The sequence below is a fragment of the Maritalea porphyrae genome, assembly GCF_027213965.1.
Taxonomy (GTDB): domain Bacteria; phylum Pseudomonadota; class Alphaproteobacteria; order Rhizobiales; family Devosiaceae; genus Maritalea; species Maritalea porphyrae_A.
In genome coordinates this window covers 358,921-381,761 of the sequence record NZ_JAPWGX010000004.1, presented here as the reverse complement: position 1 = coordinate 381,761, position 22,841 = coordinate 358,921, and the positions used below count along the sequence as shown (strand labels likewise).

Genomic DNA, 22,841 nt, shown 5'->3' with positions numbered 1-22,841 from the left:
CTCATCGAAGAGCTTGTCGAAGGATGGACCGCAGTGCACGACAGTCATGGTTGGACAAGCTCACCATGAGGTTGGGGGAAGCACAAAAGTTACCCCGCGCCGCCTCCTCCCCCTCGCGCGTCATCCCGGATTTAGTCCGGGATCCAGGCGAGAACAACCGCCAACAAATGCGTTCGTGGTTTACTCCGGCCTGGTTCCCTGCCTGCGCAGGGATGACGGACAATATTGGCGCGAGCGTCTTGCCCAAATTCGCTGATCGAAATGAGCGCACTTTCACCGTTCGCCCACGCCGCCTCACCCCATGCCCACCTCTTCATCCTGAGCCTGTCGAAAGATGAGCTGCCGTGCACCACATTCATGGTTTCGCGGGCGCACTGCGTGGTTGAGGGAGACAAATAGGTGTCAGTTTATCAACAAGGATAAGCGTTTTAAATCAAACGTTTGCCGTTAGGCACCGGCTGATCAACTGCGGCCAAAACGATGTCGCCGTTTTCATCTTCAAAACCAAGCGTGAGCACTTCAGATTTCAGCGGACCTATTTGGCGTGGAGGGAAATTGACGACAGCCATCACCTGGCGGCCAATAAGATCATCGGCGGCATAATGAGCGGTAATTTGAGCGGAGGACTTTTTAACCCCAATATCTTCACCAAAATCGATCAGCAAAATATGCGCGGGTTTGCGCGCCTGAGGGAAAGGGCGAACCTCAACAACAGTTCCCGTTCGGATATCTACTTTTAAGTAGTCATCAAAACTGATCTGATCTGTCACGCGCCCAGCTCTTCACTTCGTTTGCGCGCAGCGGTGACAGCCCGCACCATCAAATCGGTCAGACCATCCTCGCCCATTAGAATTTGCAGCGCCGCGAAGGTGGTGCCGTTAGGCGAAGTCACATTTTCGCGCAATGTGGCGGCGGCCGTATTTGGTTCAGCTTCCAAAAGCATGGCAGAACCAACAACGGTTTGCCGCGCCAATTCCATCGCCAACTGTGGAGCCAAGCCTTGGGCTTCTCCGGCGGCAGCCAGAGCCTCCACCATATTAAAAATATAGGCAGGGCCGGAACCAGAAACACCTGTTACAGCGTTGATATCGTCTTCGCTTTCCACCCAGAATGTACGGCCCGAAGCGTCCAAAACATTGTCGACCACCACTTGATCGTCATATTCAACACCCTTGCCCGCGAAGGCGCCAATGGCACCCAATCCGATTTTGGCCGGCGTGTTCGGGATTGTGCGCACAATTCGGTTCGTCCCCAGTGCTTCACTCATCTGAGCAATCGAAATGCCCGCCATCACCGAAATCACCAATGTGTTTTCATCAACACAGGATTTTGCAGCAGGCAACACATCAGGCGCAACCTGCGGTTTAACTGCCAACACCAAAACCTGCGCCGGTTTGGCGGGCGGTTTGGCCAAAGTTGTAATGGAAATCTCAGAGGCTTTGTTTCGCACGTAGGGCGACGGATTGGGGTCAACCAAAATCAATTGGTCTGGCGACAGGCCCGCTTCAAGCCAGCCTACCGCCATCGCCATTCCCATTTGGCCAGCGCCTATGAGTACAACCGGCCCGACGTCAAATAATGGCATTCTTAAAAGCTCCTAAGCTGAGCCTACCGTTTCAAACATAACATGCGATAAGGCTTCATCGGCTGGTTTACCTGCCCAAACGACAAATTGAAAGGCTTGATAATATTGGTCGCAGCTCTCAACAGCCGAATGCAACAAAGCTTCGCACTGTTGTGGGGTAACTTCTGCCCCCCCGCTTAGAAGGTGCGAATTGCGGAACAGGACCATATTTTCCTTGTTCCAAATGTCAAAGTGACCAATCCACAATTGCTCATTGACCTTAGAGATCAACTGCTTGACCTCCACGCGCCGCGCTTCCGGTATCTTTAGATCGAATGCGCAAGCAATATGCAGCGACTCTAGATCTTCCATCCAAGAAAATGAGACATGATAATCGCTCCACCCGCCACGAATAGAGATCGAAATCTCATCCGCGTCAGCCCGCTCAAACGACCAATCATTTATTCCTGCAATGTGCTCGATGATATCCACCGGGTGCATTGCCCGTTCAATTTCCATCTCGATCAGCGACATAATCTCTCGCCTTTTCAAAGCTCGTGTTTTTACAGCACGGGAAATTGCCAGGGGGAGAAACCCGGCAAAACCCGTATGTGATACGCAACTTCAAGATCTGAAAAGTCGGCGTGCCGACCCTTTGGAAGTGGAAAGCGTTCGTTGCGAATCTTTTCTGCGTTAACGAACTGTACCCCGACCATCCCATGTGGGAATTGTAAAACAACGATTCCCACCAAATCTCTTGTGGATGATCAGGCCGACATGGTTAACAGCTTGTTAATTTCAAGCGTTATACACATGCCTTTTATGTGCTGAAATGAGACGGCTTAGCTAGTTTTCTTCTTCGAACGCAAAGCATCGAGCTCTTTACGCAGGTCAGCAATCTCTTCACTTTGGATTTGCACAAGTTCACGCAAGGCATCAAATTCTTCGCGCTTGGTCAGGTCCATATCGTTGACCAGACGTTCCATCTGCGCTTTGACCGCTGTTTCAGCTTCGCGGCGCACTCCGTCTGCAACCCCTGCTGCATCGTTCATCAATTTGCCCAGATCGTCGAAAATCTTATTTCCATCACGCATGGCTTTGCCCCTTTAATGGTCGGGTGAAAAGATCAGTTTCAAATCAGTTATGTAAGCATCAATTGCTGCCTTGACCAGTGCTACGGTGAAATGCATGGTGCGGTAAATTACCCTATTAAGGTGAGTGAAGCGCTTTGCCCTTTCCAAATATCGACCCAATTGCCTTTTCGCTTGGCCCGATTGTCATCCGCTGGTACGCCCTCGCCTATCTTGCGGGCATCCTCTTTGCGTGGGGCTATGGCCGCCATTTAATTCTGCAAAAGCCGCTTTGGGGCAAGGTGCAAGCCCCCTTCACCCCGACCCAATTGATCGACTTCATTTTTTGGGCGGTACTTGGCGTTATTATCGGCGGTCGTATCGGCTATGTGCTGTTTTATGATATTTTGCTTAGCTTCGGGTTGAACTGGAGCGCAGGTATTGGCGGCATTTTTGCGGGCAGCTATTTCTTGCAAAACCCCATAGACATCCCTCAAATCTGGCAAGGCGGCATGTCGTTTCACGGCGGACTATTTGGCCTTGTGATCGCCTTATGGCTTTACGCCCGCCATATTGGAGCAAACGTTCTATCCGCAGTTGACCTGCTGGCCCTCATCAGCCCGTTCGGCTTGCTGTTTGGCCGGATCGCCAACTTTATCAACGCTGAGCTTTATGGCCGCGTCACCAACATGCCTTGGGGCGTCGTGTTCCCCACCGGAGGACCTGATCCGCGCCACCCCAGCCAGCTTTATGAAGGCCTGCTTGAGGGGTTACTTTTGTTCCTGATCTTGCGGGTCGTCAGCCACAACGTCCAAGGATTGCGCAGACCCGGCCTTTGTGCGGGCATTTTCGGCATCGGCTATGGCATTAGCCGCATCTTGGTGGAAACCGTGCGCGAACCAGACGCCCATATTGGTCTGTTGCCCTTCAACCTTACGATGGGCATGATCCTTTCCATTCCCATTGCCTTGGCAGGTTTGGGGCTAATTTGGAACGCATTGCGCAAACACCCAACGGCCCGTGCCCTATGAGCGATCACGATTTTTCCTTAAGCGAACTCATCAATGTGCAAATCATGTCGCAAGGCCCAATTTCCCTTTCGACCTATATGAGCCTTGCCCTCACCCACCCAATCCTTGGCTACTACAAAAAGGCGGACCCGCTGGGCAAAGCCGGAGATTTCATCACCGCGCCAGAGATCAGCCAGATGTTTGGCGAAATGATTGGCATTTGGGTGGCACAGACTTGGGCACAACTTGGTAACCCGAAACAGTTTTCGTTGGTGGAACTTGGTCCCGGCCGCGGCACGTTGATGGCGGATTGTGTGCGTGTGCTTTCTCAAGTGCCGGGCATTCTTGACGCCGCCAAAATCAATCTGATCGAAACCAACCCGGTGCTGATTGAAAAACAACGGGCAAACTTGCACGGCCACAATGTGGTTTGGCGGTCCGAAATTGATCAACTTAGCGCTGAAGACGGCCCGCTGATTTTCGTCGCGAATGAGTTTTTTGACGCGCTGCCGATCAAACAGTTTCAACGCGCCAATGGCAAATGGCACGAACGTTTGGTCGGCCTAAAAGGAGGTGCGCGCACTTGGGGCCTTTCCCCTACTCCATTGCCCGACGATGCATTTCCAAGTGAACTCAACGCTGAAGAGAACGCAATTTGGGAAACCAACTTCATCGCCCAACAAGTCGTCAAAGACATCGCTGACCTCATCAACCGCAATGGCGGTGCATTGCTGGCCATTGATTATGGGTATGGCAAAAGCCAAACCGGCGAAACTTTGCAGGCCCTGAAGGCACACAAGCATGTGGACCCGTTGGCCGAACCCGGCGAAGTTGATCTCACCGCCCATGTGGATTTTGCCGCCCTTGCAGACATCGCCAAACAAGCACACGCCAAAACTGGGCATTTGATAACCCAAGCAGTTTTCCTCAAGGCTATGGGCATTGAACCACGCGCCCACAATTTGGCTTCTGCAAGCCCAGAGGCCGCACCAAAAATTCTCAGCGACCTTGCGCGGTTGATCGAAAATGATCAAATGGGCGAATTATTCAAGGTGTGGTGTCTTTATAATTTGCCAACGCCCCCCTATCCGTTTGAGGCGAATTAATGCTGAACCCAACAACAAATGAATTGCTCGATATTGATGGGATTGGCCACGGTTTTTTTGGTCGCGAGGGCGGGCAATCCGCTACCCCATTTGAAAGCCTCAACATCTCTTTTGCCGTGGGTGATGCCCCTCAAGCGGTGAATGCCAACCTTGATGAAATCGCCAAACATAATGGTGTTGCGCCGCAAAACCTATGTTTGGTCAAACAAACCCACTCAACCGATGTGGTCAGCGTCACCGCTGCATCTGACAGACAAAATCGGATGGAAGCAGATGGCATGGTCACGGCCACAAATGGATTGGCGCTCGGCATTCAAACAGCCGATTGCGGCCCTGTGCTCTTTGCGGACAAAAAGAACCACATCATCGGCGCCTGCCACGCGGGATGGAAAGGCGCGGTGGGCGGCATTGTTGGCAATACCATTGAAGCGATGGAAAAACTTGGGGCTGAGCGCCAGCATATCGTCGCGGTTCTTGGCCCATCCATTCGCGTTGAAAACTATGAAGTGGGCGACCAGTTTAAAGCGGATGTCCTGAAACAGTTTGCGCCCACAGCGCCATACTTTAAATTTCCTAAAGGCGCGAAGGCACCCCATTTTGACCTTCCCCATTGTATTATGGATCAACTCGAATCGGCCAACATTGCTGACATAAGTGATCTCAAGGTTTGCACCTACCAAAATAGCGCGACCTTCTTTTCACACCGCAAAGCAACACACCTGAACGAAAAAACAGGTCGTCAATTGTCGGTGATTGCACTTTTTTGAAAGAATCTTTGCAGATTCTTCACATTCAACTTTTGAATCGGTTGAACCAGCTGCCAGCCCAGTATAACAAGCAAATGACAGATGGGACTATTCGCTTGACTACCCACATTTTTCTGCTTTCAAAGGGCGCGCTTCAACATGAAACTGGTGACTGGTAATTCCAACCCTGCGTTGGCCAAGGCTGTATCCAAATATCTCAACGTTCCACTCACCGACAGTGTGGTGCAAAAATTCGCCGACAAGGAAATTTTTGTCGAGATTAAAGAAAATGTTCGCGGCGAAGACGTATTTGTCTTGCAGTCAACATCATACCCCGCCAACGACAATCTAATGGAATTGCTGATCATTATTGATGCGCTACGACGCGCGTCGGCGCGCCGCATCACCGCTGTAATCCCCTATTTCGGGTACGCACGGCAGGACAGAAAATCAGCGTCACGTTCACCCATATCAGCCAAACTGGTCGCAAACTTGATCACAGAAGCTGGGGCAAATCGCATTTTGACTTTGGATCTGCACGCTCAACAAATTCAGGGCTTCTTCGATCTCCCAACCGACAATCTAACATCTGCACCAGTTATGGTGCGCGACATTAAAGAACACTATGACCCAAGCAACGTGATGGTGGTTTCACCAGATGTTGGCGGCGTCTTGCGTGCCCGTAATGTTGCCCGCCGTATCGGCGCACCTTTGTCAATTGTTGATAAACGCCGTCCGCGCGCTGGCGTTTCTGAAGTCATGAATATTATTGGCGAAGTTGAAGGCCAGTCTTGCATCATGGTCGATGACATTGTGGATAGCGGTGGCACCTTGTGCAATGCGGCTGAAGCTTTGTTGAACGCAGGTGCAAAAGAAGTCTCCGCCTATATTACCCACGGCGTATTGTCTGGCGCAGCGTGCGAACGAATTGCCGCATCAAAACTCAAAGAGTTGGTGATTTCAGATAGCATTTTGGAAACAGATGAAGAGCGAGCCACGCCCAATATTCGCCGATTCTCAATTGCACCGCTTATTGGTGAAGCCGTTGCCCGCACAGCAGCAGAGCAATCTGTTTCGAGCTTGTTTGACTAGGCAAAAAGCCACTGAATTCTAATTAAAAAGGCAGCTGCAGCATCGCAGCTGCCCTTTTACGTTGTGGGTTCTAATCACTTCCATTTTTCCCATTGTCATATCACCAAAGAGCCTATATACACCGGGGCTTGAAGCGCTGCGTGCACCCCTGGAGGACGTCAGCGCGCGGCCGGGAGATAATCACCCGGTTCGCACCAACAACTTGGAGAATATCCATGAGCGCTGAGCTTAAGGCTTTGGTGCGGGATCGGGTTGGCAAGGGGGCTGCTCGAGCACTGCGTCGTGAAGGTCTAGTTCCTGCCGTCATTTATGGCGACAACAAATCCCCACTATCAATCACAGTGACCTATAAAGATGCGATGAAACGCATTCAACAAGGTGGCTTTCTTTCACAAGTGATCAGCGTAGAAGTTGATGGCGAAGAGCACCGCGTAATCCCACGTGATTACCAGCTTGAGCCTGTACGTGATTTCCTTGTTCACGTTGATTTCTTGCGCGTGTCAAAAACCTCAATTCTAACTGTTGATGTTCCAGTTCACTTTGTGAACGAAGAAGCATCACCTGGTTTGAAGCGCGGTGGCGTGTTGAACGTTGTTCGTCACACTGTGGAAGTGAACGCAACTGAAGCAGACCTTCCAGAGTTCTTGGAAGTTGATCTTACAGGTTCAGAAACTGGTGACGCGTTGCACATTTCAGGCGTTAAATTGCCTAAAGGTGTTACACCAACCATTACTGACCGTGATTTCACGATTGCGACAATTGCTGCACCATCTGCGCTTAAATCTGAAGACAATGATGATGCGGATGCCGATCCAGATGCAGCAGCTTCTGTTGAAGTTGAATCAATCAAGCAAAGCGGCAGCGAAGAGTAATTTTTCGCAACTTCGTGCTGCGTGACTTAAAGCACGCAGCGCCAAGCGGAGAGCACTGATGCACCTTCTTGTTGGCCTGGGCAATCCGGGTAAGAAATATCAAGCTCACCGACACAATGTTGGTTTTATGGCGGTGGACGCAATTGCGAGCCGCCATAACCTTTCTCCCTACCGCTCCAAATTTAATGCTGAAATGGTTGAAGGCTCAATCGATGGCGAACGTGTCATCTTGTTAAAGCCACAAACCTTCATGAATGATTCTGGTATCAGCGTTGCAGCGGCGGCAAAATTCTACAAACTGTCCCCTGCCGACATCACTGTGCTGTACGATGAGCTAGACCTCGCACCGGGCAAGTTGCGCGTCAAAACCGGCGGCGGCAATGGCGGACACAATGGCATCCGCTCAATGGAAGCCCATTTGGGCAAGGACTTCAATCGCGTGCGTATTGGCATTGGCCACCCTGGTCACAAAGAGCGAGTGCACAGCCACGTCCTTGGTGATTTCGCCAAAGCGGACAACATTTGGCTAGAACCCTTATTGAACGCAATCGGCGAACATGCGGGCATGCTGGCCTCTGGCCAAGCGTCAAGCTTCATGAACAAAATTGCACTGGCTGTAAACGGCGACGCCCCAACAGCAAAAGCTGAAAAGCCAGCGCCAAAGAAACAAAGCCCAAAAGCGCAAAGTCACATACACCAAGCGCGCACGGCGAACAAAACAAAGCTGCCCGACAAAGGGCCAATGGCCGACATGCTGAAGAAGCTGTTTGGTAAAGGAGAATAACTTTGGGATTTAAGTGTGGAATCGTTGGCCTTCCCAACGTGGGCAAATCAACCCTATTCAACGCGCTAACACGCACCGCTGCTGCACAGGCAGCCAACTTCCCATTTTGCACGATCGAGCCAAATGTGGGCGAAGTCAGCGTGCCCGACGAGCGGTTGGACAAGATTGCTAAAATCGGTGGTTCAGCTGAAATCATTCCCACACGTCTAAGTTTTGTGGATATTGCTGGCCTTGTAAAAGGGGCGGCCCAGGGCGAAGGCCTTGGCAACCAATTCCTTGCCAACATCCGCGAAGTTGACGCCATCGCCTATGTGCTCAGGTGTTTCGTCAATTCAGACATTATCCACGTTTCAAACAACATCGACCCTATTGCCGATGCTGAAGTGGTGGAAACCGAATTGATGCTTTCGGATATGGAAAGCCTTGAAAAACGCATCGGCCCGCTAGAGAAGCGCCTGCGCGGTCAAGACAAAGACGCGAAATTGACCCTTGAGTTGGTCAATCGCGCATTGGAAGTCTTGCGCGAAGGCCAACCCGCCCGCCATGTGGAATTGGCCGAAGATGAGAAGAAAGCGTTCAAAGAACTGAACCTTTTGACGTCAAAGCCAGCGCTTTACATTTGCAATGTTGACGAAGATTCAGCAGCAGACGGCAACGAAATGACCAAGAAGGTCGAAGAGTACGCCAAAGCACAAAATGCGCGCATGGTGATCATTTCAGCAGAAATTGAAAGCGAACTCAGCCAGCTCGAAGACGAAGAGCAAAACGAGTACCTTGAGAGCCTTGGCCTTGAAGAACCTGGTTTGAACCGGATCATTCGCGAAGGCTACAAGCTTTTGAACCTACAGACTTATTTCACCGTTGGCCCCAAAGAAGCCCGCGCGTGGACGGTGAAAGTCGGCACCAAAGCCCCACAAGCAGCGGGCGTTATTCACTCAGATTTTGAACGCGGTTTTATCCGCGCACAAACCATCGCTTATGATGATTTTGTGGCCTTGGGCGGCGAAGCCGCAGCTAAAGAAGCCGGCAAAGCCCGCGACGAGGGCAAAGAATATGTGGTGAAAGACGGCGACATTATGCTGTTCAAATTCAATACATAAACTGAACCAGCAGTTTAATCATAATTGCCCTGCCATTAAGTTGGTGGGGCATTTTTTTTGAGAATCAAACCGTTTCATTTTACAGTTGCCGTATGCGTCAATATATGTACGATAACGGAAATTAAAGCACAGTCCTTGCGAGGCAACATCAATGAGCAATCCGATCACCAAAGACAGGCGTCACTTTGAAGACCTGAAAGTCGGCGAAGTGATTCAATTGGGTGAGCGAAAGCTTTCCAAAGATGACATCATCTCATTCGCCAAACAGTTTGATCCCCTGCCGTTTCACTTGGACGAAGACGTGGCCAAAAAGTCGCTACTGGGCGGCCTCGCCTCTAGCGGCTGGCAAACCGCTGGCTTTAGCCTACGCATGCTGGTGAATGAGTTTTTGAGCAAAGTTGCCGGCATGGGTGGATTGGGGTTCGACAACCTCAAGTGGAAACGTCCGCTGATGAAAAACGATACCCTCACCGGCACCGTAACCATCGCATCATTGCGCCGTTCACATTCACAACCTCATATGGGCATTGTTGTGCTGGACTTTGATATGCGTAACCAAAAAAACCAACAAGTGATGACCCTTAGCCTCACGAACATCGTTGAAGTGCGCGACCCATCTGCCCCGATTGAAGAGGACGCAGCATGACCCTTTGGTTTGAAGACATCGACACAGAAACGGTGTGGCCCTTAGGTGAATATACCTTCACCCAAGAAGAAATCATCCATTTCGCCAAACTGTATGATCCACAATATTTCCACATAGACCCAGAAGCAGCAAGACACAGCCACTTTGGCGGTCTGATCGCATCTGGTTGGCACACGGTTTCAATCGGCCATAAAGTCATGGTTGATTTCATGTATGCCCACGACGACATGCAGCGCGCAAATGGCGAAGAACCCGGCGTTTCTGGCCCGTCTCCTGGCGTCAACAAAATGGAGTTCAAGGCTCCCGTGCGGCCAGGTGATACCATCAGGTTTGACTTGACCGTCAAAAACAAACGCAAGTCCAACTCACTCCCCGGCTGGGGCCTGCTGACCAGCATTATTACCGCCTACAACCAGCAAGATGAGCTGGTGTATCGCTCCGAAATCGCCAGTTTCTCAAAGCTGCGCGACTATAAGCCAAAACTCAAAGAGCGGGTGATGCTCGCCATGGCGGCAATGCCTGTTTTCAGGAAACTGTTGCGCAAGTAACACGTCCACCACATTGACAGGTCGCGCCAATTGCGCGACCCTTACCCCGTTCAAACAACGAGGTGACGCATAAAATGGACAGCTAAGAATTAATCGACGCGATATTTGTTCTGCGACAAAACACAGACGTGTTTTAGCGAGCATTTGGGCACGATAATTCAATAGCGTTCATAAGGACGGGTCTCGTCCCCACGCGTCTTATATTTTCAATCCTTCTAACATTTTTTTCGCGCCCATTTTGGCGCGCGCAATCCTAATGGAGAGCATCATGGATCAAGTTCCAACACCCATCAAACCTACAATTTTTAATATTGGCGCACGACAAGGAGCGCGCCACCTGATGGAAGGAATTTTAAATGAAAGCCTCATTCACACACGTAAATCCAAAGGCCAACAAAGGCATTAAGACGCCAAAACTTGGCAAAGGCAATAGTTCACGCTTTGAAGGCAAATTGCCGAAAAAACTCAAAGCACAGCCGCCAACTCAATCGAGTTTGGCCGACTTCTTGAAGAAGAGATAAAACGACTAGGGCTCGGCAAATGCCGGGCCCTACCCCTGAATGATCAGTTTCAACCCAGCTGCTGCAAAGACCACGCCAAAGATGCCCTGCACCCAACGGCGCACCTTGAAATAGCCTTTAATCATCCGGTCAGTGGAAAAGAACAAAGCATATGAAAAGTTGATAAAGAGCGACACACAATAAGCGCCCGCAAACACGACAAAACTCATCCACCATGGCGCATTAGGTTGCAAACCAAGGGTGATCACGGCCGCCCAAGCAAACAAAGCCTTGGGGTTGGTGGTGTGCAGCACAAAACCACCCCAATATTGTTTCCATAAGGAACGCCCACCAACATCCCCTTGCTGCGGGTCCTTTGTCGAGGCAGCGTTTTTAGCCGCCTTATAGGCCATCCACAAAAGGTAGACGCCCCCGGCAATCTTTAGCCAAAACAGCACCCCAGCGAATGAGGATATAAACGCCACCATGCCAAACACCGCGAACATGCCCCACAAGAATGAACCTGAAACAATGCCAGCAGCCTTTGCAATGCCCTGTGGACGCCCCAAAGACATAGAAGCACCAGCGATGGCCAAAGTGGCTGGCCCGGGGCTGGCCACAGCCAAAAAGAAAACAAAATAGGCCAGCGCCAAATTTGGCAAATGCGCGATGATGATGTCCATGAAGTCGATGCCCTGTTCTATTATTTCATCGGATTGTAGGCGGTTCTTTGTCGGCAACACAATAACAACATTAAAGTCTAATACATGGACCGCCGATACTCTTCCTCAAGGTTGTCATCCAACTCTTGTTGTGCTCCTGCATTAACAGGTGCGCCGGTTTGATCGAGAATGATTTTCATCAGCGAAGGCATCTCTTTGCGATCTTGCAATTGGTCAACATGCCAAGCTTTCGAGCGTCGAAATGCCTTTGCGCAATGAATAAACACACTATCGATTTTGACGATAATAGCGATGCGGGGTTCTCGTCCATTGAAGCTCATACTAGTCATCAGTTCAGGATCATTTGTTAGATGGGCCTGCCCGCTGACACGCAAAGTATCATCAAATCCGGGAACGACAAAGAGAACGCCAACACTGGGATTTGCAATTATATTTGACAAACTATCAAGTCTATTATTTCCGGGTCGGTCTGGTATCACCAGAGTCTGCTCATCCAGCACTTGAACAAAACCAACCGGATCGCCACGTGGACTAACATCCGCCTTTCCATCATCGTCCTGTGTGCCCAAAAAAATCAAGGGCGATCGCGAAATGAACATTCGTGAATGTTCGTCCAAAGTACATTGCACCTTTTGAACGGCAAGCTCGTGAGTAGGCGGAAATAGGTCGCGCAATGCGGCTTCGTCAACAATGGCATAGTTCGAGAACGGTCTTTCAACACCCATGATCATTCCTTCGGACACATTAAGAAGCAGGCCAATCAAGCAAGAGCCCAATCGGTCGATCAGTCTAATCGTCATTTAATTCATATGTCAAATTAAATGACGATTTGCATGGCGATGTAGTGAAAAAGAACCCGATCAAACGCGTGAAACGCTAAAAAATGCAACGCCTCAACTTTGCAATCAACACCAAACAGTTTTAAGCAAATTGGAGACCGTGAAAACTGACTTTGCGCACATGGGAACGTACAGCTTCGTTTGAAGCTAGCCATCTTCGCAGATTCCAAGATTGGCAATGGCGCAGCAAGCTGACCGCTCAGTGGCCCTTAATCGCCATCAAACTCGAGCAAAAAGTGCGTATCAACATTTTGCGCACGAATTTTGTCAGCACCACCCAAATCGGGCAAATCGATCACGAACGCGGAATGATTGAGCGTCGCCCCGGTACGGCGGATCAGAGTGATCGCGGCAATCGCTGTGCCACCTGTCGCAACCAAATCATCAACCAGCAACACATTGTCGCCAGCTTTAACAGCACCTGCATGCATTTCAATGGTATCAACACCATATTCAAGCGCGTAATTTTGCCCAATGGTTTCGCCTGGCAGTTTTCCGGCTTTGCGAATCGGGATAAAACCAACACCCAATTCAATCGCTAGTCCAGCACCAAAAATGAAGCCACGCGCTTCAATGCCTGCCACATGGGTAATGCCCATATCCCGGAAAGGGTCTGCAAGTTTTTGAATGCTTTCTTTAAAGCCTTGCGGATGCTCAATTAGCGACGTGATATCGCGAAACATGACCCCAGCTTTTGGGTAATCAGGAATGGTGCGGATGAGAGATTTTAAATCCATGGTTCGCGCCTTTTTTGGTTTGGCTGCTCGGACGTCTAAAACCACCCCGGTCGCGCCCGCCACCCCCATACCTATCAAGCTTGATAATGGCTTGGCCAGTGCTGATTACTATTTTACCCCAGCTTCATTCACAATCGGCATGTTTGCCCCCCACCCTTAATCCCTCCCCACCAGGGGGAGGGAGACGGAAGGATACGCCAAAACACATAATGATACGGGCACCCTCAAAACGTCACACGAAACTGACCCAACTTGCACGTTTGGAATGGAAGCACTCATTGCGTTACTAAGATGAAGGTTAGCAATGCGGACAAAGTGACCATACGTTGCTCGTGCGACAATGTCCGGTATGGCGAAAAGTTCAGTAAGATACAGTAGTTTTTTCGCTTAAAAACGGTGTGCCCGAAGAACTTCTGGCACTGCTATGAGCATCAATACCACTGCGGCGATCACAAATAGCCAACTTCCGATAAATTGATACAAAAGTGCACCGCAGCCCCCGCCCATGAAAAAGCAAACAAGGGTCAGACTGTGAAGCCAAAGCTTTGGCATCGCATCGTGACGCGACTTATTATCACCCAACAATGCCGCCAATTCGATGCCGATATCGGTTGCCATTCCAGAAACATGAGTTGTACGCACCCGCGCCCGTGAAATCATTGTCGTGACTGCGTTTTGAAGCCCCATTACGAAACTTAGGACGATAACCAGAAACGTTTCATTTGTATTGGTCGATGACAGGCCAAGAGCAATGCCCAATACAAAAAGTATAACGGCCTGCGCGGTAATCGCTAAAGCGTAAACGGAACGTATTTGTCGACTTTCACCGACCTGAATAGCAAGTGCTGCCATGCTCGCCCCAAAGACAAAGGCAACCACTAGTCCCAAAAAAGAAAGTGAGATTAGATTTCCACCGTTTGCGAGCTGATCTGCTGCGGCAGAAATGTTGCCTGTCATATTCGCTGTAAAGGATCCCGCAATTAGGAACCCAACAGCGTTCAACGCCCCTGCAACAGAAGAAAGCAGTCCTGCCAGCACCAAATCAATGTTTGATGTGCGGTTATCGCCAACTTTGATTAACACGGGAGTGCCTCTTGAACTCGTCTTGCCGTAGTGACGTTTAGCATTTTACACTTTCAGCAGTCATTTAGATCGCGCACAAATGATCGTTTTTGTGGGACTTGTAAACTACCTCGTTCCTCCCCTTCAAAAAAACAGTTCCAAATCCAAACAACAGCCACAAGTTTCACTTCAGCTGTCATAGCTGTCTTTCGCGCCATTTCAGAGTTTCGGTAAAAAGGGCTCAAGGCAGTCATTTGCAATCAACAGCGGCACAAAAAAGGGCCAGCCCGAAGGCTGACCCTTATAATTTATTTCATTTCAACCCAAAGGCCTAGTGATCAACGTTGCTCCACAAGCGACGCTTAACCAGATACATCATGCCTGTTAGCAAGATGAGGAACATGATCACGCGGAAGCCAAGTTCCTTACGTGCAGTCATGTCTGGTTCTGCAAGCCACATCATGAAGGCAGAAACGTCTTTTGCATATTGCTCAACAGTTTCAGGTGCATTGCCTTCATAGTCCACAATCTCAGCTGACAATGGTGGTGCCATTGAGATTTTGTGACCTGGGAAGTGATCGTTGTAATATTGACCATCGCCAAGCTCTACGCCGTGCGGTGCTTCTTCATGATAACCAACGAGCAGGTTGTAGATATAGTCTGCACCGCCCTCTTGGTAAGCTGTGAAGTAGTTGCCAATCCAGTTCGGGAATTTTTGCGGCACGTTACGTGCTTTTGCCAAAACTGAAAAATCCGGAGGAACAACACCATTGTTCGAGCCAGCGGCCTCAAGCGGCGTTGAAAACGGATTTGGCCACGTATCTGCAGCAATAGCAGGACGCTCGCCATCTTCAACTTCCAAGTCAATCACAGTGTACTCAGCGGCAAGTGCTTTCACCTGAGCTTCTGAATACTCAGTGCCCCCTTTTTTGCTCAACATACGGAAGCTGAACAAATCGGCAGAGTGGCAAGAAGAACAAACTTCTTGGAACACTTGGAAACCACGCTGCAATTGCGCTGGGTCATATTTGCCGAACACGCCGGCAAAAGACCAATCCTGCAACACAGGATCCGGACCATCGCCACCACCTGCAGCAAATGCAGTACCAGCTGACAATGTGCTCGCTGCAATTAGGACAGCGCTGATGATTTTTGTGAATTTTTTCATCATCTCTCTCCTATTCAGCCGCTTTCGGGGCGCTCTTAGCAAGAACACTTTCCGAAATGCTAGCTGGTAGCGGTTTGGTTGTTTCAATATTTGGCAAGAACGGCAAGATCACCAAGAAGTAGAGGAAATAATAAGCCGTGCACAATTTTGCGAAGAACAAATAAACGCCTTCAGCTGGCTGTGCGCCAAGATATGTCAAACCGATGAAGCTGATGACCCAAACCCAATAGAACCAACGGAACATTGGACGGAAAGCGCCGGAGCGTACTTTCGAACGATCAAGCCATGGCACAAAGAACCACACAACGATCGAACCAAACATCATGATCACGCCGCCAAGTTTACTGTCGATCGGACCTACGTTGAAGTCGATCGCACGCAAGATGGCGTAGAATGGCAAGAAATACCACTCAGGCACAATGTGCGGAGGCGTTACCAATGGGTTGGCAGGAATATAGTTATCTGGGTGACCCAAAATGTCTGGCGCGAAGAACACGAACCAAGCAAATGGGATCATAATAACCAAGACCGCAAACAGGTCTTTCATGGTGAGATATGGGTGGAAAGGAACAGTGTCCGCCTTGCTCTTCACTTCAACGCCAGTTGGGTTGCCGTTGCCTGGTACGTGCAATGCCCAAATATGCAAGGCAACAATGCCAACCAACATAAATGGCAACAAATAGTGCAACGAGAAGAAGCGGTTCAATGTTGGGTTATCCACCGCAAAACCGCCCACAAGAAGGGTTTTGATGCTGTCACCGACAACTGGGATCGCTGAGAAGAAGTTTGTGATCACGGTTGCGGCCCAGAAGCTCATTTGGCCCCATGGAAGCACATAGCCCATGAATGCAGTCGCCATCATCAACAAGAAGATGGTACAGCCCAAAATCCAAAGCACTTCACGTGGCGCTTTGTATGAGCCGTAATAAAGACCACGGAAAATATGGACATAAACCGCAAAGAAGAAGAATGATGCGCCGTTTGCGTGGGCTGACTGAATGTAGCGGCCCCAGTTCACATCGCGACGGATATGCTCAACAGAGTTGAACGCTAGATCCACATGCGGTGTGTAGTGCATCGCAAGCACAACGCCGGTAACGATTTGCAGGACCAAGAAGATCGCCAAAATCGCGCCAAACGTCCACCAGTAGTTCAGGTTTTTTGGTGACGGAAAGTCAACAAATGAGTCATAGCCAAGACGGATGATCGGCAAGCGCTCATCCATCCATTTTTCAAAACCAGAATTTGGTTTGTAGTTACTTTGATGTGCCATCAGACTGCCCCCTAACCAATCTTAATCACTGTATCGGACGTAAACTCATAGTCCGGAACAATAAGGTTTTCAGGTGCAGGCCCCTTACGGATACGGCCAGCAGTGTCATAGTGCGAACCATGGCATGGGCAGAACCAGCCATTGTAATCGCCCGCTTCACCCACTGGGATACAACCCAAGTGCGTGCACACACCAATCATAACAAGCCACTCTTCGTGACCTTCTTTGACGCGTTCAGCATCTGACGCTGGATCTTTAAGATCTGACAGCGGCACTGCTTTCGCCTCTTCAATTTCGCTTTGTGTCCGACGACGGACAAAAACAGGCTTTCCGCGCCACTTCACAGTGACGGATTGCCCAACTTCAATTGAAGAAATATCTAATTCGATAGAAGCCAACGCCAAAGTTGAGGCGTCCGGGTTCATTTGGTCAACAAGCGGCCATGCCACGGCTGCGGCACCTACCGCGCCAACAGCGCCCGTTGCGAAATAGAGAAAATCTCTTCTGTTCGGTTCTGAATTGCTTTGTGTAGCCAAGGTCAAGATCCCTACCTAAGATCGTTCATCCGCTCCCGCTCAACTATCCATATCCTAGATAGCAGAATCACCCCCATCTGAAACAGATGAAGCGGAAATCGGGGCCTTTTTTGCACTCTATAAAGCGCTTGTCCAGCCTTTGCGGCGCGAACTGGTAAAAACTGCGACACAATACCCTAGAAATTTGCCCTTTCTGCCCTATATAGAGCCAAAATTTCCCAATCGCTTTGCCAAAGCGGCCAAAACCACTCGACAAGTGCGCGCAAAACCGCTTTGTGGACTATTCGCCTTAAGCAAAAGAATGAGTTTTTACCGTGACAATATCCCTCGCCCTCTATCAGCCCGATATTCCACAAAATGCTGGCACGCTGATGCGGCTTGGGGCGTGTCTTGATTTGCGTGTGCATCTTATTCACCCCACTGGCTTTCTATTTACACAGAAATCCTTTCGCCGCGCCGGAATGGATTATTTAGATCAAGTAGATCTGGTGGAGCACAAAAGCTTTGACGCCTTTAACGACTGGCGCACGGGTGAGACCAAACGCTTGGTCCTCTTGACCACAAAATCTTCAATTCCACACACCCAAGCCACTTTTGATGCTAATGACGTTTTGATGGTGGGGCGTGAAAGCGCGGGGGTGCCTGACGAGGTCGCAAACATCTCTGATCTCAATTTGCGCATCCCCATGCGACAAGATATGCGCTCTATCAATGTCGCCATATCCGCTTCTCTTGTGCTAAGCGAAGCGCTACGTCAAACCAACCATTGGGCAAATCTTTCATGACCAGTTTCGATCTTGATCAAAAAAAGCAACAAGCCAGCGCATGGTTCCGCGAATTGCGCAATCAGATTTGCCTGGGTTTTGAACAGCTTGAAGACGATTTGGTCGGCACGCTTTCCGATCAAGCCCCGGGACGGTTTGAGCGCAAACAATGGGACCGCATAGATCAAACCACCGGCAACCCAGGTGGTGGCGGCGAAATGTCGATCATGAAGGGTCGCGTTTTTGAAAAGGTCGGCGTGCATATTTCAACCGTGCATGGCGAGTTTTCAGAAGATTTTGCAAAGGGCATGCCCGGCACAGAACAGTCTCGGGCCTTTTGGGCCAGCGGCATTTCGCTGATCGCCCACCCGCAAAACCCGAATGTTCCTGCAGTGCATATGAACACCCGCATGGTCGCCACCAGCGAGTGGTGGTTTGGCGGCGGCGGCGATTTAACCCCTGTTTTGGACAGACGTCGCAACCAGAAAGATAAAGACACCATAGATTTCCACGCAGCGATGAAGGCCGCATGTGACGCACATAAATGTGCCGACTACCCCAAATACAAAAAATGGTGCGATGACTATTTCTATCTGCCGCATCGCAAGGAGCCACGCGGCACCGGCGGCATTTTTTATGATCGCCACAATTCGGGCGACTGGGACGCCGATTTCGCCTTCACGCAGAATGTTGGGCTGAACTTCAAAGAGATTTACAATCAGCTGGTGCGTCGCAACTTCAACAACGCGTGGACAGAAGCGGACCGCGAAGAACAATTGGTGCGTCGCGGGCGCTATGTGGAGTTTAACCTGCTATATGATCGGGGCACCACATTTGGCTTGAAAACTGGCGGCAATGTGGAGAGCATTCTGTCTTCCATGCCCCCTGCAGTTAAGTGGCCATAGGCAAAAAACAAAAAAAAGAATCTCAAGCTTGTCGAATTCCGCTTATCCTAAACGACTATTGGGTATAGGCGCCAAAAATCGCGCCTTTTGGGAACAACATAAGGATACGCAAATGCAATTCATGGCTCTCATTTACAATGCAGAAGGTTCAGAATCTTCATATGAAGGCGGCATGGGAAAAATCATGGCCGACTATTGGAAATTTGGAGAAGAGGCCAAAGCGGCCGGCGTGATGGTTACTGGCGATGCGCTTGAAGCCGTTTCAACCGCCACCTCCATCCGCGAACGCAATGGCAAGGTCGAACTGACTGACGGCCCATTTGCTGAAACAAAGGAACAATTGGGCGGCTACTATTTGCTCGAATGCAAAGACCTCGACCAAGCCATTGAGTGGGCACAAAAAATCCCGACGGCAAAATACGGCACGATTGAAGTGCGCCCTGTTATGGTCTTCGATCAATAATTGTCTGAGATTGAACACCATCTGACCCGAGCCTTACGCAAAAGCTCGGGTCGGATATTGGCCAGCTTGATCAAAAGCTTTGGTGATTTTGACAAAGCCGAAGATGCGCTGCAAGACGCCGCGGCTGAAGCGCTGCGTGTTTGGCCAACAAATGGCATACCTCACAATCCAGCAGCATGGCTGCACACGGCGGCCAAGCGCCGCGCGATAGATAAAATCCGCAAAGACACGCGCCACCATGCCAAAGAAACGCAGCAGATTTTGATCGATCTTGAAGCCACCAAGGAAGATATGTCTGAAACCGACTACGATATTCCAGACGAACGCTTGCGGCTCATGTTCACCTGCTGCCACCCCGCATTGTCCAACGAAGCGCAATTGGCGCTCACCCTAAGAACACTAGGCGGCCTGACGGTGCGCGAAATTGCCCGAGCCTTTCTAAGCAGCGAAACAGCGATGCTGCAGCGGATCACCCGAGCCAAAAAGAAGATCCGTGACGCTGGCATTCCCTATGAAGTTCCTGGCATTGAGCAATTAGCCGGACGCCGCGTGGCTGTGCAAAAAACCATCTATTTGATCTTCAACGAATCCTATTCAGCCTTTGAGGGTCAAACGCTTACCCGCGATGATCTCGCCAAAGAAGCGATCCGCCTTGCGGCCCTATTGTTTCGACTTGATCCCTGCCCCGAAACGGGCGGCCTTTTGTGTTTGATGCAATTTACCCACGCGCGCCGCGCCGCCCGAACCGACAATGACGGCCAAATGGTCAGCCTTGAACACCAAGACCGGAGTTTGTGGGACCACAAAACCATCAAGCAAACCAACGCGCTATTGGTTGAGCAGTTTAAACTTGGCCAATTTGGTCCCTATCAAATCCAAGCAGCCATCAGTGGCATGCACTGTCAGGCGCAAAGCTGGGGCGCTACCGACTGGCAACAAATCGCAGCTCTTTATCAGGCACTCACGGCATTTGATCCTTCCCCTGTGGTGCAACTCAATGCTGCCATGGCACAAGCCAATATGGGTGAGGTGCAACCTGCACTCGCAAGTCTACAAACGTTGGAAGACGAGCTTTGCTGCTATCAGCCCTTTTTTGCAGCCCGCGCAGAACTTCATCTTATGCGAGGCGACAAAACATCGGCACTATTCGACCTAGACCGCGCCATCGACCTCACAAAGAATCTCATCGAGCGAAGATTCTTGCTCGATAAACGAGAAAATGTTGCAATTTGCAAAAGTGACACCGAAAATTAACCGTTCACTAACCATAATCGCCGTCATGAAAGCACAATTATACGGCCAGAATGTACCGATGTGGAAATCAAATCAGCTGTGGCGCGCAGCCCGCTTGAAGCACATCCAAAAAGACATTCAAAGCACACAGTTTATGACTGATTCAATTTTTGGCGGCCAGTTCCAAGCCACCTATCAGCAAAATGCTATGGTGCTCAAAATTGCCACACAAAGAGCGCTGAAAAAAGCTTAGGCTTCAGACAGCAAACTGTCACGCTTCAAAGCAAAACCGCTTTCAACCCAGCGCTTTTCTAGTTTCGTTAGGACTTGCCCCATATCGGGCCCTGGCGCATGTCCCAGTTCGATCAAATCTTGCCCTTTAACTGGAAACTCCGGCGCCACCCAAGTTTGCGCCACTTTCAATAGCCGCAAGTAACCCGATGCGCGCTCAACAGCTTCCATGCTTTCGCCAGACTTTTGTCGCATGCTCGCCAAGGACAATTGAAGTGCAGCAATAATGGCGGCTTGATCACCCCAATAGATCAGCGCCTTAAGCTCTTGATCCTTCATTTCAGCATTTAGCCCTTCAACCATCGCCCATTTTTGCAATTGGTCTGCTTCTGCATTCGACAAACGAAGGCGTTTGGCCAAATCCACCAATTTGTCTGCCATGGGCGGCAGAATAGAACGCAACCGCAGCATTGGATCGATTGGCCAACTCAACTCTTGCTCAGCTGCTACAACACCGTGAATGGCATCAATGCCCCATTTCTCACCCTCGGGTAATATAGCCGCCAATACCCCCGTCGTGCGCATCCAAAGCAGAGCCCGCGACGGATCAGGTGCACTGAGTAGCTTTTTCAATTCCTGCCACACGCGCTCGGGCGAAAGTTGATCAAGGCCCGATTTAAGCGCCACCGTCGCCCGCAGCCCTTCAGCCTCAGGACGTCCTGAACCGTAAAAAGCAAAAAACCGATAGAACCGAAGAATCCGCAAATAGTCTTCTTTGATCCGTTTTTTCGCATCGCCAATAAACCGCACTTCCCGGTTCAAACAGTCTTCAAGGCCCCCAAGTGGATCAAGCAGGTCACCATTTGGCCCCACGTAAAGCGCATTAAACGTAAAATCACGGCGTTTCGCATCGTCTTCCCAATCGCCACCAAATTGAACAACCGCATGTCGCCCATTTGTATTGATGTCTTTGCGCAATGAAGTCACTTCAATCGCTTCGCCACCAACGATCAGCGTCACCGTGCCATGTTCAATGCCTGTTGGAATTGCTTTAACGCCAGCTTTTTCAGCCCGGTCGATAATCTCATTGGGCGTAAAAGTAGAGGCCATGTCCACATCGCCCGTTTCAGTGCCCAAGAGCGTGTTGCGCACAATACCGCCAACCGCTTTGGTTTGCCCACCTGCCCCATCGAGCAAGTCAAACACAGCTTTCACGCTATCGCGCTGCAACCAGTCGGCTTGGCGCAGACCATCCAAAATCTTCTCATTCATGTTCGGCTAGTTCCTGCACCAATGCGGTTTCTCTAAACATCCGGGTCATTGAAGCGGTGATGCCCCAGATCGCTCTATCTTGAAAATCAATCCGCCATGTTTCACGTTGCGCTTCATCACCACGCACAAAACGAATTTTTGAATAATGTTGATCCGGAATTAGATGGGGCAACGGCACTTCAAAAAAGCTCGCCACTTCATCCGGATTGGCAATGAACTCACTCGAAGGGCGCACAATGCCAACAACCGGCGTAATCAAATAGTTCGTGCCAGACAAATAGTTCGGCAAATAACCGATTACATCCACGTCATTCGGATGCAGATCAACTTCCTCGTGGGCTTCGCGCAATGCAGCCACGGTTGAGCTTTCGTCTTCTTCATCAATTTTGCCGCCAGGAAAGGCAATTTGCCCTGCATGGGCGCGCAGCTTCGATGACCGTTCAATATAAAGGACATGGCTGCCCGTCTCGCGCTGCACCAAACCAATCAACACAGCCGACGGTTTGGGTGGTTTTTGATGATTGAGCGGTGGCACGCCATCTACTTTGTGGCATCCCGTATCAAAATCGTCCTGCGGACGATCTAGCAAACGCTTTGCAATCCGATCAATCAAAGCACGATCTGGCATATGCGAACA

The 22,841-nt window shown here is 50.2% G+C and carries 29 protein-coding genes; 16 read left to right on the top strand and 13 right to left on the bottom strand.

What is annotated here, in order from left to right; genetic code table 11:
* Positions 1-338, top strand: a 338-nt coding sequence (locus O4H47_RS14710) for a hypothetical protein (protein WP_269394761.1), incomplete at its 5' end; no start/stop codon positions are given.
* Between the two features lie 90 nt (positions 339-428).
* On the opposite strand, the gene O4H47_RS14705 is transcribed toward O4H47_RS14710, so the two are convergent.
* The 4 genes from O4H47_RS14705 to O4H47_RS14690 form a co-directional block, all read right to left on the bottom strand.
* Positions 429-770, bottom strand: a complete 342-nt coding sequence (locus O4H47_RS14705) for a tRNA-binding protein (RefSeq protein WP_269394760.1) — start codon at positions 768-770, stop codon at positions 429-431.
* A complete protein-coding gene (gene proC, locus O4H47_RS14700; RefSeq protein WP_269394759.1) occupies positions 767-1,585 on the bottom strand; it encodes a pyrroline-5-carboxylate reductase in 819 nt (272 codons plus the stop codon). The genes O4H47_RS14705 and proC overlap by 4 nt, the downstream gene beginning before the upstream one ends.
* A gap of 12 nt (positions 1,586-1,597) precedes the next feature.
* A complete protein-coding gene (locus tag O4H47_RS14695; protein WP_269394758.1) occupies positions 1,598-2,098 on the bottom strand; it encodes a YbjN domain-containing protein in 501 nt (166 codons plus the stop codon).
* 308 nt (positions 2,099-2,406) lie between these two features.
* Positions 2,407-2,658 carry an accessory factor UbiK family protein gene (locus tag O4H47_RS14690; protein WP_269394757.1) on the bottom strand — a complete coding sequence of 84 codons (252 nt, stop codon included), beginning with the start codon at positions 2,656-2,658 and terminating at the stop codon, positions 2,407-2,409.
* A 134-nt stretch (positions 2,659-2,792) separates the two neighbouring features.
* Between O4H47_RS14690 and lgt the strand changes: the two genes are divergently transcribed.
* From lgt to O4H47_RS14640, 10 genes are all read left to right on the top strand, one after another.
* On the top strand, positions 2,793-3,665 hold the full coding sequence (gene lgt / locus O4H47_RS14685) for a prolipoprotein diacylglyceryl transferase (RefSeq protein WP_269394756.1): 873 nt from the start codon (positions 2,793-2,795) through the stop codon (positions 3,663-3,665).
* The gene (locus tag O4H47_RS14680) at positions 3,662-4,750 is read left to right on the top strand and encodes a class I SAM-dependent methyltransferase (RefSeq protein ID WP_269394755.1); all 1,089 of its coding nucleotides are present in this window, start codon (positions 3,662-3,664) and stop codon (positions 4,748-4,750) included. The genes lgt and O4H47_RS14680 overlap by 4 nt, the downstream gene beginning before the upstream one ends.
* Positions 4,750-5,517: a peptidoglycan editing factor PgeF gene (gene pgeF, locus O4H47_RS14675; RefSeq protein ID WP_269394754.1), complete on the top strand. Its 768-nt coding sequence runs from the start codon at positions 4,750-4,752 to the stop codon at positions 5,515-5,517. The genes O4H47_RS14680 and pgeF overlap by 1 nt, the downstream gene beginning before the upstream one ends.
* A 138-nt stretch (positions 5,518-5,655) precedes the next feature.
* Positions 5,656-6,588, top strand: a complete 933-nt coding sequence (locus O4H47_RS14670; RefSeq protein WP_269394753.1) for a ribose-phosphate pyrophosphokinase — start codon at positions 5,656-5,658, stop codon at positions 6,586-6,588.
* Between the two features lie 215 nt (positions 6,589-6,803).
* A complete protein-coding gene (locus O4H47_RS14665; protein ID WP_269394752.1) occupies positions 6,804-7,460 on the top strand; it encodes a 50S ribosomal protein L25/general stress protein Ctc in 657 nt (218 codons plus the stop codon).
* A gap of 58 nt (positions 7,461-7,518) precedes the next feature.
* Positions 7,519-8,244, top strand: a complete 726-nt coding sequence (gene pth, locus O4H47_RS14660; RefSeq protein ID WP_269394751.1) for an aminoacyl-tRNA hydrolase — start codon at positions 7,519-7,521, stop codon at positions 8,242-8,244.
* A 2-nt stretch (positions 8,245-8,246) separates the two neighbouring features.
* A complete protein-coding gene (gene ychF, locus O4H47_RS14655; RefSeq protein ID WP_269394750.1) occupies positions 8,247-9,344 on the top strand; it encodes a redox-regulated ATPase YchF in 1,098 nt (365 codons plus the stop codon).
* Between the two features lie 151 nt (positions 9,345-9,495).
* Positions 9,496-9,990: a MaoC family dehydratase gene (locus O4H47_RS14650; protein WP_269394749.1), complete on the top strand. Its 495-nt coding sequence runs from the start codon at positions 9,496-9,498 to the stop codon at positions 9,988-9,990.
* Positions 9,987-10,538: a MaoC/PaaZ C-terminal domain-containing protein gene (locus O4H47_RS14645; protein ID WP_269394748.1), complete on the top strand. Its 552-nt coding sequence runs from the start codon at positions 9,987-9,989 to the stop codon at positions 10,536-10,538. Before O4H47_RS14650 ends, O4H47_RS14645 begins: the two co-directional genes overlap by 4 nt.
* A gap of 356 nt (positions 10,539-10,894) precedes the next feature.
* On the top strand, positions 10,895-11,059 hold the full coding sequence (locus O4H47_RS14640) for a hypothetical protein (protein WP_269394747.1): 165 nt from the start codon (positions 10,895-10,897) through the stop codon (positions 11,057-11,059).
* Between the two features lie 29 nt (positions 11,060-11,088).
* Here O4H47_RS14640 and O4H47_RS14635 read toward each other — a convergent pair whose 3' ends face one another.
* From O4H47_RS14635 to petA, 7 genes are all read right to left on the bottom strand, one after another.
* Positions 11,089-11,721, bottom strand: coding sequence for a LysE family translocator (locus O4H47_RS14635; RefSeq protein WP_269394746.1), 633 nt, complete (start codon positions 11,719-11,721; stop codon positions 11,089-11,091).
* 77 nt (positions 11,722-11,798) lie between these two features.
* Positions 11,799-12,446 (bottom strand): MSMEG_1061 family FMN-dependent PPOX-type flavoprotein, encoded by a 648-nt coding sequence (locus tag O4H47_RS14630; protein WP_269394771.1) that lies wholly within the window; start codon positions 12,444-12,446, stop codon positions 11,799-11,801.
* A 323-nt stretch (positions 12,447-12,769) separates the two neighbouring features.
* Positions 12,770-13,297 carry an adenine phosphoribosyltransferase gene (locus tag O4H47_RS14625; protein ID WP_269394745.1) on the bottom strand — a complete coding sequence of 176 codons (528 nt, stop codon included), beginning with the start codon at positions 13,295-13,297 and terminating at the stop codon, positions 12,770-12,772.
* 387 nt (positions 13,298-13,684) lie between these two features.
* Positions 13,685-14,380 (bottom strand): YoaK family protein, encoded by a 696-nt coding sequence (locus tag O4H47_RS14620; protein ID WP_269394744.1) that lies wholly within the window; start codon positions 14,378-14,380, stop codon positions 13,685-13,687.
* A 310-nt stretch (positions 14,381-14,690) separates the two neighbouring features.
* Positions 14,691-15,527, bottom strand: a complete 837-nt coding sequence (locus O4H47_RS14615) for a cytochrome c1 (RefSeq protein ID WP_269394743.1) — start codon at positions 15,525-15,527, stop codon at positions 14,691-14,693.
* Between the two features lie 10 nt (positions 15,528-15,537).
* Positions 15,538-16,800, bottom strand: coding sequence for a cytochrome b (locus O4H47_RS14610; protein ID WP_269394742.1), 1,263 nt, complete (start codon positions 16,798-16,800; stop codon positions 15,538-15,540).
* 11 nt (positions 16,801-16,811) lie between these two features.
* Positions 16,812-17,336, bottom strand: a complete 525-nt coding sequence (petA, locus tag O4H47_RS14605) for a ubiquinol-cytochrome c reductase iron-sulfur subunit (RefSeq protein WP_269394741.1) — start codon at positions 17,334-17,336, stop codon at positions 16,812-16,814.
* 314 nt (positions 17,337-17,650) lie between these two features.
* On the opposite strand from petA, the gene O4H47_RS14600 reads away from it, so the two are divergent.
* The 5 genes from O4H47_RS14600 (at position 17,651) to O4H47_RS14580 (ending at position 20,954) form a co-directional block, all read left to right on the top strand.
* The gene (locus tag O4H47_RS14600) at positions 17,651-18,121 is read left to right on the top strand and encodes a tRNA (cytidine(34)-2'-O)-methyltransferase (protein ID WP_331283685.1); all 471 of its coding nucleotides are present in this window, start codon (positions 17,651-17,653) and stop codon (positions 18,119-18,121) included.
* Positions 18,118-19,005, top strand: a complete 888-nt coding sequence (gene hemF / locus O4H47_RS14595) for an oxygen-dependent coproporphyrinogen oxidase (RefSeq protein WP_269394740.1) — start codon at positions 18,118-18,120, stop codon at positions 19,003-19,005. The genes O4H47_RS14600 and hemF overlap by 4 nt, the downstream gene beginning before the upstream one ends.
* 112 nt (positions 19,006-19,117) lie before the next feature.
* Complete coding sequence (locus tag O4H47_RS14590; protein WP_269394739.1) at positions 19,118-19,468, top strand: YciI family protein; 351 nt, start codon at positions 19,118-19,120, stop codon at positions 19,466-19,468.
* Positions 19,469-20,722, top strand: a complete 1,254-nt coding sequence (locus O4H47_RS14585) for an RNA polymerase sigma factor (protein ID WP_269394738.1) — start codon at positions 19,469-19,471, stop codon at positions 20,720-20,722.
* On the top strand, positions 20,691-20,954 hold the full coding sequence (locus tag O4H47_RS14580; protein WP_269394737.1) for a hypothetical protein: 264 nt from the start codon (positions 20,691-20,693) through the stop codon (positions 20,952-20,954). The genes O4H47_RS14585 and O4H47_RS14580 overlap by 32 nt, the downstream gene beginning before the upstream one ends.
* On the opposite strand, the gene O4H47_RS14575 is transcribed toward O4H47_RS14580, so the two are convergent.
* Positions 20,951-22,204, bottom strand: a complete 1,254-nt coding sequence (locus tag O4H47_RS14575; protein ID WP_269394736.1) for a CCA tRNA nucleotidyltransferase — start codon at positions 22,202-22,204, stop codon at positions 20,951-20,953. The two genes, O4H47_RS14580 and O4H47_RS14575, sit on opposite strands and share 4 nt — an antisense overlap.
* Positions 22,197-22,832, bottom strand: coding sequence for a CoA pyrophosphatase (locus tag O4H47_RS14570; RefSeq protein ID WP_269394735.1), 636 nt, complete (start codon positions 22,830-22,832; stop codon positions 22,197-22,199). The genes O4H47_RS14575 and O4H47_RS14570 overlap by 8 nt, the downstream gene beginning before the upstream one ends.
* Between the last annotated feature and the right edge of the window lie 9 nt (positions 22,833-22,841).